The 11,537-nt window shown below is 63.2% G+C and carries 11 protein-coding genes and 3 pseudogenes; 1 reads left to right on the plus strand and 13 read right to left on the minus strand.

The window, feature by feature from the left end; all coding sequences use genetic code 11:
- Positions 1–351: 351 nt before the first annotated feature.
- The 13 genes and pseudogenes from NKH80_RS25695 to NKH80_RS25755 form a co-directional block, all read right to left on the minus strand.
- Positions 352–747 carry an FMN-binding negative transcriptional regulator gene (locus tag NKH80_RS25695; RefSeq protein WP_352453596.1) on the minus strand — a complete coding sequence of 132 codons (396 nt, stop codon included), beginning with the start codon at positions 745–747 and terminating at the stop codon, positions 352–354.
- Between the two features lie 45 nt (positions 748–792).
- Positions 793–1,593 (minus strand): annotated as a pseudogene (locus tag NKH80_RS25700) (class I tRNA ligase family protein); the annotation flags it as partial.
- 82 nt (positions 1,594–1,675) lie between these two features.
- Positions 1,676–3,646 carry a relaxase/mobilization nuclease RlxS gene (gene rlxS, locus NKH80_RS25705; protein WP_352502719.1) on the minus strand — a complete coding sequence of 657 codons (1,971 nt, stop codon included), beginning with the start codon at positions 3,644–3,646 and terminating at the stop codon, positions 1,676–1,678.
- A 193-nt stretch (positions 3,647–3,839) separates the two neighbouring features.
- Entirely contained in the window at positions 3,840–4,526 is a 687-nt protein-coding gene (locus NKH80_RS25710; RefSeq protein WP_352624434.1) for a lytic transglycosylase domain-containing protein, read from the minus strand.
- Positions 4,514–5,062, minus strand: coding sequence for a signal peptidase I (gene lepB, locus NKH80_RS25715; protein WP_352994369.1), 549 nt, complete (start codon positions 5,060–5,062; stop codon positions 4,514–4,516). Before lepB ends, NKH80_RS25710 begins: the two co-directional genes overlap by 13 nt.
- Positions 5,059–5,523: a helix-turn-helix transcriptional regulator gene (locus NKH80_RS30165; RefSeq protein WP_502900998.1), complete on the minus strand. Its 465-nt coding sequence runs from the start codon at positions 5,521–5,523 to the stop codon at positions 5,059–5,061. The genes lepB and NKH80_RS30165 overlap by 4 nt, the downstream gene beginning before the upstream one ends.
- Positions 5,480–5,805: pseudogene (locus NKH80_RS25725) on the minus strand (DUF736 domain-containing protein). The gene NKH80_RS30165 and the pseudogene NKH80_RS25725 overlap by 44 nt, the downstream one beginning before the upstream one ends.
- 545 nt (positions 5,806–6,350) lie before the next feature.
- Positions 6,351–8,075 carry a ParB/RepB/Spo0J family partition protein gene (locus tag NKH80_RS25730; protein WP_352994371.1) on the minus strand — a complete coding sequence of 575 codons (1,725 nt, stop codon included), beginning with the start codon at positions 8,073–8,075 and terminating at the stop codon, positions 6,351–6,353.
- A gap of 77 nt (positions 8,076–8,152) precedes the next feature.
- On the minus strand, positions 8,153–8,572 hold the full coding sequence (locus NKH80_RS25735; protein ID WP_023800968.1) for a DUF2958 domain-containing protein: 420 nt from the start codon (positions 8,570–8,572) through the stop codon (positions 8,153–8,155).
- 14 nt (positions 8,573–8,586) lie between these two features.
- Positions 8,587–8,790: a hypothetical protein gene (locus NKH80_RS25740; RefSeq protein WP_352502724.1), complete on the minus strand. Its 204-nt coding sequence runs from the start codon at positions 8,788–8,790 to the stop codon at positions 8,587–8,589.
- Entirely contained in the window at positions 8,787–9,749 is a 963-nt protein-coding gene (locus tag NKH80_RS25745) for an ArdC family protein (protein ID WP_352994374.1), read from the minus strand. Before NKH80_RS25745 ends, NKH80_RS25740 begins: the two co-directional genes overlap by 4 nt.
- A gap of 248 nt (positions 9,750–9,997) precedes the next feature.
- On the minus strand, positions 9,998–10,417 hold the full coding sequence (locus NKH80_RS25750; protein WP_352994377.1) for a hypothetical protein: 420 nt from the start codon (positions 10,415–10,417) through the stop codon (positions 9,998–10,000).
- 58 nt (positions 10,418–10,475) lie between these two features.
- Positions 10,476–10,703: a hypothetical protein gene (locus NKH80_RS25755; RefSeq protein ID WP_352783949.1), complete on the minus strand. Its 228-nt coding sequence runs from the start codon at positions 10,701–10,703 to the stop codon at positions 10,476–10,478.
- A gap of 103 nt (positions 10,704–10,806) precedes the next feature.
- Here NKH80_RS25755 and NKH80_RS25760 point away from each other — a divergent pair.
- Positions 10,807–11,412, plus strand: a pseudogene (locus tag NKH80_RS25760) (IS1595 family transposase); the annotation flags it as partial.
- Between the last annotated feature and the right edge of the window lie 125 nt (positions 11,413–11,537).

Consider the following 11,537-nt stretch of genomic DNA (forward strand, 5'->3'; position numbering starts at 1 on the left):
CACATGCCGCTGCTTGGTCATGCGAGGCATCGCTACCGTGGGGCGTGGCGTTCGCCGATCTCCAAACCGCTGTGCCGCCATACCGAACACGCAAGGCGGTTTAACCGCCAGGCTGCTGTTCAAGGTATTAACGACGCAGGCGGCATGACCGGAGAGACTGGCGGGGTAAGCAGCTTCCATCGATCCGGCGGCATTGCGGATGTGGCTGGCGATGGCGGCCTGAGTTCTTGTCCATCTGCCGCATAGCGGGTGGTCAGATGCTGGTCGCGTTTCCGGCGAGCCGAAGCATTTGTCTCTCAAGGTCACCCGTTGGAAATCCAGCACCAGCGGCTTGTCGGGACAAGATAGTTGCTATTGGGATTTGGCCGCCGCAACCGCGAGCATCGCTTCTCCCATCCCATTGACGCCTCGGGCATTCAGCATTTCACCAGCGTTCTGAATGTCGCGCACCTCTTTGTTCTGGCTGAGTTTTGATTTACCAACCAGGCTGGTGATCTCGATTTCCAGGGCGACGATCGCCTTCACCATCGTGTCAATGAAGTCCTTCGGCGCGTCGCCCATCTTCCACGGGGCAGGCTGCGAGGCTTCATGCATGTGAGTGAGCTTCGCCACGTTACGGCGCACATAGCGCTCATCATCCCGGACAGTGATGCGTCCGTGGGCGTGGACGACGAGATAGTTCCACGTCGGCGCCTGGTTATGGAATTCATGCTTGCTTGGACCAGTTCGGCGAGATGTAAGCGTCAGACCGTCGAGCTCGTCCCGGACCGCATGGCGCTACGGCGCCACCTCCAGCCCGGCGAGACAGTCGTCATTGTCCGTGAGGGTGACCGCCCCTCTATGGTGAGAATATTGATCGCCGGCAACTTCTGGCGCCTGCCGACCTCAAATTCGTTGAAGTCGTGCGCCGGCGTGATCTTGACCGCGCGGCTGCCTTTCTCCGGATCAGAATACTCGTCCGCCACCACCGCGATCCTGCGGCCGACGATCGGCAGAGGATGAGGTTCTTGCCGACAAGATGCCGGAAACGCTCGTCGTCGGGATGCACCGCCGACCGCCATATCGCCCAGCATCGTCTCCGGGCGGGTCGTCGCCACGGTGATGAAGGTTTAGGATTTTCCGGATCCAAAACCTCGCCCTCGACGGGGTAGCGGAAATGCCAGAGATTGCCGTTGACCTCCTGCTGTTCGACCTCAAGGTCGGACTCGCGGTCAAGAGCTTCGGGTCCCAGTTGACAAGCGCTTGTCCTTGTAGGTCAGGCCTTTCCTTGTAGAGCGTGACGAACACTTCGAGCACCGCCCTGGACAGGCCCTCGTCCATGGTGAAACGTTCTCGGCTCCAGTCGGCCGAGGCCCCCAGCCGCTTCAACTGGTTGAAGATCGCGCCGCCGGATTCGGCTTTCCACTCCCAGACTTTCTCAATGAACTCGTCGCGCGTCAGGTCACGGCGGTGGATCTGCTTCTCCATAAGCTGGCGCTCGATCACCATCTGCGTGGCGATGCCGGCGTGATCCATGCCGGGCTGCCACAGCACGTTCTTGCCGCGCATGCGCTCGAAGCGCACCAGAATGTCCTGCAGCCATTTATCCCTCGCCAAATCAATGCCGCGGGCAATTAGCAGGCGAACTCCGTCCGGACTAAGTTCAACGCGGGCAAAAGAAGTTGTGTAGGCCATGTCACGAAATGCTTGGTCCGCTTCTCTGCCGGCCGATGGTCCATGAAATCCCCTCTGCACGCACGACGCCGGAAACCTCCTTGCCGATATGATGCTCAAGCACCGGCCGCCATGGCACCAGCGTGAACTCGCGCGATTTCTCGATGACAGCGTATTTTCCGCCGGCGAGCTCGACGGAGCGGCGGAGCGTGCCTTCTATTCGATCTCCACTCTGGGCTTCAGAATAGGGCAGACCGAGTTCGTTCGACAACTGGCCGGCCACGCGGTTCAACTCGCGTTGGCGCAGCATCGAAAGCATGTTCGCGCGATAGATGACCCGATCCTGGGCTTCATGCGCGAGACCTTGCGCGATCAGCCACTGCTGTCGACGGGCCTGGACCTGACGTACTTCGCGACCGAACCCAGAGTCACGCAAGGGCTCAGGATGAGCTGATACGAGCTCCTGGTCGATCCAGGTGGCGCCGTCGAAGCTGACTTGGCTCTCCAGCAGCATTGATGAGAGCTTGTCGACGACAACAGGCTCGGCCCTCGCTCGCTGACGCTCGTAGCCCGCGACGCGGTCGAGATGGTCCGGCGCGATAGTCCATGTGCCGTCCGGCTCGCGCTCGACACCACCGGTCGCCCGGCGGATCGCCTCCAGTCGCCGCACGTGCGTTTCGGCAAAGCGTTCGGTGGCCGACGGGTCATGCTTGAGATGGATATCGATGCTGTAGCGCCCGTCATGGGCTGTGGCGATCTCGGCAATTGTGCGGTCGACTCGCCTTGGCCCGGTGTCGCTCGGCGTGACCCGCACTATGCAGCCCTCTGGCGTCGGTTGGGTGGCCTCGCCTTTGCCGATATCAACATAGTGGCTTTTGCCGTCCACGCCGTCGACGACGAGGTAATGGCGGTCAGTGATTTCGTCGGCCAGGCCGCGCGCAATGATGCGGCCGACGACAGGCTGCATCTGCTCTGCAGATCGATCATGGACAACATAGTCGGCGGCACTGCGGGCGAGCCCCTTGCCGGTCAGTTCGCGGTGCATGGTCTTGATGATGTCGCCCCGCTCGCCGATGCGGCGCAGTGTCGCTTCAAGCTCGCCATCAAGGCGCCAGCGGCCCGAGCCGACTTCCTCAGCCAGACCCATCCGCTCGAGCTTGCGCAGGCGGCCCTGGTGCAGCGTCTGGCGAAACGTGTCTCGGCTGGCCGGTGAGACATGCCCCTCATGGTCGCGCATGCGGAGCAGCTGCCGATCGATGCTGGTGAAGCGTTCCCGCTCCATTTCCTGGCGCAGGCGTTGCTCGATCTCGCGGTCCGTTCTCGGGCCAAGGTCGAGGCTGACCAGCTCGGCCGCCCGTTCACGGATTCCAGACGAGATGTAGTCCCGCGCGATGACGAGGTTTTCGTCGCGGTCGTCCTTGCCGCGGACGATAATATGGGTATGCGGATGACCAGTGTTGAAATGATCGACGGCCACCCAGTCGAGCCTAGTGCCGAGGTCTTCTTCCATCTGCGCCATGAGGCGCCGCGTGAGCGGCTTCAGGTCATCATACTCGATGCCGTCTTCAGGGGCGACGATGAAGCGGAACTGATGCCGGTCGCCATCGGCACGATCGATGAAGGCCTTGCCATCGACGCGGTCGCTGTCGGCGCTATAGAGCTCGCCAGGCTCGCCTTCGCGGGTCACGCCGTCGCGCTGGAGGTAGCGAAGGTGTGCACGTGCCCCGTCAACACCCTTGCCGGCCAGCTTGACGATACGGGCCTTGACGACGGCGCGCCGCTGCCGAAACGCCGCGTGGGGGTCGCGCGCTCTGAGAACGGCGGCAGCAGCCCCGCCGCGCCCCGCCCGGCTTCCGATGAAGCGGCCACGGCGACCGCTGCCGCCGCCGGCTCGGTTGATCGCGGCGCGGATCTGGCCGGCGAAACGCTTGCCTGCCTTCGAGCCGCGCGATCCGATTTTGCCCAGGCTCGGCTTGAACTCTTCATCCTGCATTGAGCCTCCTAGTAATCTTAAGCAATATCAGAGGTTTGTCGGCTGCAGCTCTCCTGACGCTGAAGGCAGCCTCCGTGGAAAACGATGTGCAGACAAAGACTTCGCCGCCTCCAGGAGGCGATGCCTTTATCTTGCCTTCCGCGGACCTGCCTCCCTGCATCCCTGCCCCGCCCGACCCACGGTACCCCTGCCCTCACCTGCGATCCGGCCGGCCTGACCTTGCTCGCTCCGATCCGAGCGGCACCACAATTTGGCCATTCGGATCGGTCGCGGAAACACCGTTTCGCAGGAAAAACAGCGACTGCCCGGACGGGATTTCCGGCGCTTTTCCGGAACGGGATTTGCCGGTGAACGCGTCCATGTCGGCGGCCGAGATCCCCGCCGCCTTGAGCTCTTCCAGATACGAAACCGTCTCGCTGGGCAGCGGTCGCCCACGCTGCAAATGCTGTTCGTAGCGGTCCGGCCCAGCGTTATAGGCGGCAAACAGGCCGGGAAAGCCGAAGCGGTCATACATGGCGCGCAGATAGGCAGTGCCTGCCAGAATGTTGTCGCGAGGGTCGTGCGGATCGGCCCCCAGGCCAAGCTCTGCGCGCATCTCCTCGTAGGTGCCGGGCATCACCTGCATGAGGCCAATGGCGCCGGCGTGTGAGGCGATCGGCCGTCCGTCCAGCATTGTCTGCCCCCGGCTTTCGGCATCCATGACGGCATAAATCCAGGGCTGTGGAATGCTGAAACGCCGGCTTGCTTCGGCTACCAAGGGCTGCCATCTTGCCAGCTGCGGACCACGGGAGATGGCGGCCGGCTGAGCGTCGGTCGCGGCGGAACAGGCGCATGGCGCTATCGCGACCATGCCCAGCATCAGGAGGGTTACTCGGTCCATAGCGGCACCAGCCTCCCGACAATATTTTCGGCCGGCACCGGCCCGAAATAGCGGCTGTCGAAGGAGCGGTTTCTATCGCTGCCGAGCAGGAAAAACTCGTCGGCGGCGAGCTTGCGGCAGGCATTCCACCAAGGCAGCGGACGGTGCTGCGTGTCGGTTGCCAGCCGGCGCGCGACAATCTCGCCGCCGATGATGATGGCGTCGCCGAAGGCGCAGACATGCTCGCCAGGCAGCGCGGCAAGGCGCTTGACCAGCGGCACGTTGCTGGGCAGATAGAAGCGTTCGGCGGCGAGATCGGCGACCGGTTTTGGCGGGCGGACGAGCACGAGATCGCCACGAGCCGGCGATCCGGACGCGACGCGATAGAGGCCGACCGGCGCACTGGCCGAGGCGTTCCAGACCAGCCAGGGCGATGGGTTGTCGAAAGCGGCGAAGCCGATCAGGCTGAGGCCTATTGTGGCCACGGCGATCGTCTTGCGCGCCCGAATGCGCCGCAGATGGCTGCCGATCAGACGGATAGTGGGACGCCGGCTCATGAGCGGCCTCCCTCACCGGCCGAGCCGGAATTGTGCCCGCCATCCTCGGGCCTGGTCTCCTGCGCGCGTCCCTTCGACCAGTCGTCGAGCTCGTCGATGTGATAGCGGACATAGCGGCCGTGCTTGCGAAATTGCGGGCCACCGCCCTTGAGCCGCATCTTCTCCAGCGTACGCTGGGATAGCCCGATATAGAAGGCGGCCTGCGCGGTGTTGAGAAACGGACTGCCCTTCTTCGCGCGGGCCGCGCGTTCGTTTTCGTCGTCCATGATGGTCCTCGTTTCGTTCCGGACAAGCGAAGGCGAGGATCGGCGAGGGAGATCGTTTTGGGGACGGGCGAAGAGTGGGGGGCGAGTTTTCGCCGCCCCTTCTTGAGAAGAGCCCCGCGCCGGTTGCGGCGCGAGGCTCGAGGCAGGCGGTTCAGTCGACCGGGTTCCAGATGATGGCGTATGTGTCGTCATCATCCTGGCCGGCGGCGCGGCCGAGATTGGCGTAGAGCTTGCGCGCGGGCCGAACTCCGGGGCGGCAATCGACAGGCTCACATATTCCTTGCCGGAGGTCTCGCCGGTGCGGATCCAGCCGGCCCCTACTTCGACCCCTTGCGTCAGCACCCGGAAGTCGGGATGGGTGTCGGCGCTCTTTGCCTGATTGGGCACGATGTCGATGTCGGCGCGCACGCTAAGCGTCCTGAGCTGGCCCTTGTAGCCGCCGTTTTCCTGTTTGGTGACGTATCCGATCGCGGTCATTTCAGTCTCCTTTTGGTGCTCGCCGGGGACCATTCCCCTGCGATGGCGAGACCGTGATGGGCGCGTCCGGACCGCCGGAACCGGGACGGCCGCAGCGATAGCGGAGGACCCGAGCGGGCAGCTTTTTTGAAGCGAAGCGGCGCGAGGAAGCCGCCGCAGGCGGCGGGGAAAAAAGCTGCTGGCGAGGGTTTCGGGCGGGCCGGATCCGCCCATAGGTCGTCAAGCCAGCCGCAGGGGAATGGTTCCTGAGACACATGGAGACAGGTGGCGCGATCCGATGACACAAACGAGCAGGCGGCATTACAGGGCGCTGGCTGCGGGGGCTCTGTCGCCAACCGGATCGGTAATTGGCCCATGCGCGGAGCGCCTCGGCAAGCAACCCGGCGTGGTGCAGGGCTGCCGAAATGGGGGCGAGTTGGCGTCGGGATTTCTCGCGCGCGGCACTGGCTCGACAAGACGACCAATCGGCAGCCGGCGCCGTCCGGAGCGGCGCGCGCAACCTGAGCGGCGGCACTCGAAAGAACCGCCGCTTGGGTCCTGATCGATTATTCGCGGACGAACAGCGGCTGCACTTGTGCCCACTGATCGGCGGTGCGGAAACCGCCGCGGCTGGTGTAGCTTTCGGCCGGGAATTTCATCCAGCGCGGCAGCCAGGTCTCGACCCTGAGGCGGCCATTCTCGCCCGCCAGGAAGTCACGGATGATCTTCTTTTGCGTCTTGACCTTCTCGGCGACATTGCCATCCGCGACCAGCTTGCCGCCGACCTCGGCCAGCATCGAATTGGCGATTTCCTTGTTGCGCAAGAGGTCGAAGAAGGCGTCGTCCGGTTGCCACCATGCGCCCATATCGACATTCAGATGGTTGCCGAGCGCCTCGATGACGGCGCTGCCGGCTGCAAGCGTATCGGCCATGACAAGGGTGAGAACGCGCATGACATCGTCGTCGCAGAGCGCCAAGAGGCGCGAGAAGACGCCGGCGATAGCAAAGGCGTCGCTATTGCCGCCGGCGACCACGCCACCATCCTCATCCGGTGATCCGAGCAGGGCCAACACCTCGCGCCGCTTTTTGCCGAATGCAGCTTCGGCCTTGCAGCCGGCAAGGCTGGCAGTCACCGTTTCGTTGACTGCGCGCTGTGGCTCACGGCGCACCTGCCACAGGCCGGAACCGGTGATGGCGTGCGCCACCACGAGGCGCAGCGCCACGGCGGGATGGTCGAGCATGGCCGCGCGCACAGCGGCATGGCGATGCAGATCGACATAGTTCTGCATCGGGCCGGTGACTTCAGGGCGCGGCGGCTTGGCGGCTGTTTCTTCTTGCTCACCGCCCTCGCGGGCGCGGCGGGCTTCCTTGCGTGACAGCCAGCCCTCGTGACACTCGACCTCGCCGCGATACGTGACCGCGATGAAGACCTTGCCGCCCTTCTTCTTCGGGGTCTTCTCGTGGTCCCATGGGTGGAAATACTGGCCCGGTTCCAGCAGCACCACCTCGCTCCAGCCGTCGTTGAGATAGGTGTCGCGTCTGGCGGCAATCGCTTCGTTCTGCTTTTGCCAGAACAGGTCGGCATCGGCGAAATAGCTGTCCTCGCCGAACAGGTCCGAGGTGATCAGGCCGGGGTATTCGTCGATGGCAAACAGCGCCACCTTGGTGGAAATCGACTGGCCGCCGAACAGCCATTGCTTCAATTGAAAGCCACGCGGCGCGTATTGATCGGGATCGGCACAGAGTGCCAGCCAGTCCTTCTGCTGCGCCTTGGACGCCATGGTGAGATGGCGCACCGTCTCGGCGTCGATCTCCTCGCGGCGATAGGCTTCGCGGATTTTGGGCAAGAGGTCGCCAAGCGCCAGAATGCGTTTGACCTTCAGGTCAGTGATGCCGAAGGTCGCAGCGATGTCCGGAACGGTGCGGCCTTGCCTGACGAGCCGCGAAAACGTCTCCCATTGCGATACTTCGTCAGGATCGAGGCGGGCGAGGTTTTCGATCAGCGAAGCTTCCATCGCATCGGCGTCATCACCGTCCTCCATGATGGCGCAGGGCAAGGGATCGCCTTCGCCGCGCTCGTCGGCAAGCGATTTCGCGGCGAAATAGCGCCGCCTGCCGGCAACGATCTCGAAGGTTTCCGGCTGGCCGTTGGGCCGCACAAGGAGAGGCACCAGCACGCCGCGCGCACGCACTGACGGCAGGATGTCGGATATGTCGGGCGCGCGTTTTCCATGGCGCATGTTGAGCGCGGAAATATTGAGCTGATCCAAGGGGATGTGGGCAAGCTGCATGGTTACTCTCTTTCGCTTTGGTTGAGGTTGTCCCGCCGCAGAGGCCGAAGGCCGGCGCGGCGGGACGGTTTTTGCGCCTATCGGCGCTGCTGTTCCGCCGTGTCGGGCGGAAGCTCGGAATGGGGCTTTGACAGGGCGTCTGCTGCCTGCCGCAGAAGTCGCTCGGCCTCGGTGATGTGGCCGCAAATGCGGGCGGCTTCGGCATAGACGGAGAGCGTAAAGCGCGCCTGGAAATGCAGGTCGCGCTCGATGCCGAGGCCAAGCGGACCTTTTACGGATGCAAGCTCGGCCAGACTGACGCTGCCGAGTTCGGGGAAGCCGAAGCCGAGATCGCAAAGGCCGAACAGCGTGTCGCCATCGGCGTCGAGTTCGCTCAAAAGCCACGTCGCGGCACCTGTCGGATTAAACAGTTTCACAACGGGAAAATGGTCGATGTCGGCGTCGGCGGCGCCATTGGCGAGCAGTCGTGCGCGCAGTGGATCGGTGATCAGGATCATGGAAAGACTCCTTGTCAGAACAGGTCGAGTTGATTTCTGCTGGCTTCATCGAAGAGGCCGATATCGAGCGGTTTTTGCGCCGCGCGCGGACACATCGGCGCGTCCATCAGGAGGGTGAGCCGATCGCGCGTGGTGATCGGCCGAACGCCGGGAATGAGCAGCTGCTCGCCTTGCGGCGTCGGCTCGGTCGCGGTCAGTTGAGGATCGCGCATCGTCATGCCGCAATCCCTTCCTGCGACTCGCCTTCGGCATCGGCCTGAAGGCCAAGCAGGAAATCGGCGGCCTTGGAGGCAAGACTGGCGGCACGGAAGATCGCGCGGTTGTCCTCGCGCAGCACCTTTAGCCATGAGCCGATGTAATCGGCATGACGCACGGTCGGCTCGATACCGAGATTGCTGCAGACGAAGGCGGCAGTGATTTCGGCGACCAATTCTTCACGCGCGTAAGCCTTGGAGCCGAACGAGCCGGAGAGGTCGCGAGCAAGCCGCGTCGGGTGGCCGGTCCAGTGGCCAAGCTCGTGAAAGCAGGTCCGGTAATAGTCGATCTGGTGATGGAACGCCGGCTGCGGCGGCACCTGAATGTGGTCGCTGCCCGGCATGTAGAAAGCGCGATCGCCGCCGACCCTGAAATCCGCACCGCTGGCGCGAATGAGCGTCTCGGCCTGCGGCACGATCTCGCACTGAGGCAGCGGCTCGGCGGCGGCATAGAGGTCTTCCGGAAGATTATCGCACTGCGCGACATTGAAGACGGTGAAGCGCTTCAAAAAAGGCACGGCCTGTGGTTCATCGCCCTCGTGGCGTGCGCGCTCCTTCTCGTCCTTGGGGACAAAGCGGTCGGCATGCACGATGGTCGTGCCGCGCTCGCCCTTCCTGACATTGCCGCCAAGCACGAGCGCCTGCCGGAAGGTGAGCCAGTTCTGGCTGGGATAGCTGCGCTCGATCACCGCGCCCCACAGGATGAGGATATTGATTCCGGAATAGGTGCGCCCCGTGGACGCATTCTTCGGCAGGCCAAGGCCTGCCTTTGCCCTGCCCCATGGCTTGACCCATGGCACGGTGCCGCGCTCCAGTTCGGCAATGATGCGGTCGGTGATCTCCTGATAAAGGCTGGCGCCGGGGCGCCCGCCCTTGCCTGCGCCAGCCTCTCCGCTGGCGGAACGCTTGCTGTTTGCATGCATCGTCTCATCCTCCGCTCGCCAATCGCCGCGCCTTTCCCCGGAAGCGGGGTGGGCGGCGAGTCGCGACCGGAAAGGCCCGCCGTGGGAGGCGGACCGCATCCGAAGGACCGGAACGAAGAGGAGGACCCTGAGCGGCACGCGAAGGGTTGCGGGCTGCCGCGGCGGGCCTAGAAGGGAGTGCCGCCCACCCCGCGCCACCGGGAAAGGCCAACAGACAAACCCCGCCGCCCGCAAGGGCGGCGGCCGTCTCAGCCCGAAGGGCTGCCCACGCCAAGGGGCGAAGCCGAATGGCCGAGACCGCCTGAGCTTGCCGAAGAAAAGCGGGCTCGGTTCACGAGCACCTGGTGCGCGTCGTCAGGCGCGCGGGCGCCCGCCAGGACGGCAGGCTGGACAGATTTTTCGCACGGATCATCGTCAAGCGCCGCAGTTACGTCGAGAAACTCGACGACGTCGCCGCCGTGCGCGCGGTTTCCTCCGAACAAAACCAGCGCTCGCCTTTCAACAGGTTGAGGCGCATGTCCCAGTAATAATTCCTGTCCGGGATCATGATCGATGCGCTCGCCCGTTTTGTGGCTTATATCGGCTTTGATCTTGCGCCGACAGCGGCAGGGTCGATTCGAAGGCAAGAAAGCCAGCCAGGAGTTGTCTTGATAGCGATGGTTGCCCACGCCCCTTCCCTCCGAAGAGAGAATGCGACGTTTGCGGCCTGGAGTCTACAAGTCGGGTCTAATTCACCGGTCCTGTTCCGAACCATTGAATGAACGGCGCATCCTTACCCGTGATATCCTTCACCGTCTTCAACAGCCCTTCATGGGTGCGTTGGAGAGCCCGGTAATGGTTGCTGGTAGGTGATAGAAGCGGCTGGACGATGCTCTTGTGCAGCCGTTCCGCCTCCCCCAGAAAGCGCTCGATTTCAGCCTGTGAAAGCTGCTTGGAAAGTTTGGTCCTAGCCATTGCGATCTCCGTTGAGGAATCGCCCCACCTAGGATTATCATCCTAATTATATACATGACAAAGTATGAGCCGTCTGCTACAAACATGGCAGGGACACCCAGCCATGAAACTCGACAGCCCAATCTTCCAAGACGCCGACGCCGCCCGCATCCATCTGGAGGCGCAGCGCTGGCCCTATGGCCCTAACTGCCCGCATTGCGGCAATGCCAATCCCGACCGTATCACCAAGATGGTAGGCAAGGCGCACCGTCCCGGCCTGTACAACTGCATGGAATGCCGTGAGCAATTTACCGTCACTGTCGGCACCGTATTCGAGCGCTCCAAGATCGCTTTGAACAAGTGGCTTCTGGCAACGTTCCTCATGGCTTCGTCCAAGAAAGGCATGAGCGCTCACCAGCTACACCGTATGCTGGGCGTCACCTATAAGACCGCTTGGTTCATGGCGCACCGCATTCGCGAAGCGATGGCGGAAGACGTGAAGTCGGCTGGCCCACTTGGTGGCGAAGGCAAGACCGTCGAAGCCGACGAGACCTACATTGGACGCGTCGACCGCGATTACCTTTCGCCCCAGCGCAAAGGCCAGCCGCGCTTGAAGCGCAAGATGAAGCCGAAGCGCACCGTTATCGGTCTTGTCGAGCGTGGCGGTAAAGCCCGCATGGTTCACGTCCAGAATGCCACCAAGGCTGTTGTGCGCGATATCCTAGAGCGTCGGACATTCAGGTTGAATCGCGAAGGATTCCGCTAACGTGGGGTTTGTGATTCACTTCCTTAAGGAGGTGATTTGCCATGCCCAAGCCCTATTCGCTCGATTTGCGTGAACGCGTTGTGCGGTTT

Source organism: Mesorhizobium sp. M0904 (assembly GCF_040319475.1).
Lineage (GTDB): Bacteria > Pseudomonadota > Alphaproteobacteria > Rhizobiales > Rhizobiaceae > Mesorhizobium.

What these genes read in the sequence shown, in the direction of transcription:
- NKH80_RS25755 (WP_352783949.1), bottom strand. Translation starts at nt 10,703, where the DNA reads ATGGCTAGGACCAAACTTTCCAAGCAGCTTTCACAGGCTGAAATCGAG.
- NKH80_RS25730 (WP_352994371.1), bottom strand. Translation starts at nt 8,075, where the DNA reads ATGCAGCTTGCCCACATCCCCTTGGATCAGCTCAATATTTCCGCGCTC.
- rlxS (WP_352502719.1), bottom strand. Translation starts at nt 3,646, where the DNA reads ATGCAGGATGAAGAGTTCAAGCCGAGCCTGGGCAAAATCGGATCGCGC.
- NKH80_RS25745 (WP_352994374.1), bottom strand. Translation starts at nt 9,749, where the DNA reads ATGCATGCAAACAGCAAGCGTTCCGCCAGCGGAGAGGCTGGCGCAGGC.
- NKH80_RS25740 (WP_352502724.1), bottom strand. Translation starts at nt 8,790, where the DNA reads ATGACGATGCGCGATCCTCAACTGACCGCGACCGAGCCGACGCCGCAA.
- NKH80_RS30165 (WP_502900998.1), bottom strand. Translation starts at nt 5,523, where the DNA reads ATGATGACGACACATACGCCATCATCTGGAACCCGGTCGACTGAACCG.
- NKH80_RS25735 (WP_023800968.1), bottom strand. Translation starts at nt 8,572, where the DNA reads ATGATCCTGATCACCGATCCACTGCGCGCACGACTGCTCGCCAATGGC.
- lepB (WP_352994369.1), bottom strand. Translation starts at nt 5,062, where the DNA reads ATGAGCCGGCGTCCCACTATCCGTCTGATCGGCAGCCATCTGCGGCGC.
- NKH80_RS25710 (WP_352624434.1), bottom strand. Translation starts at nt 4,526, where the DNA reads ATGGACCGAGTAACCCTCCTGATGCTGGGCATGGTCGCGATAGCGCCA.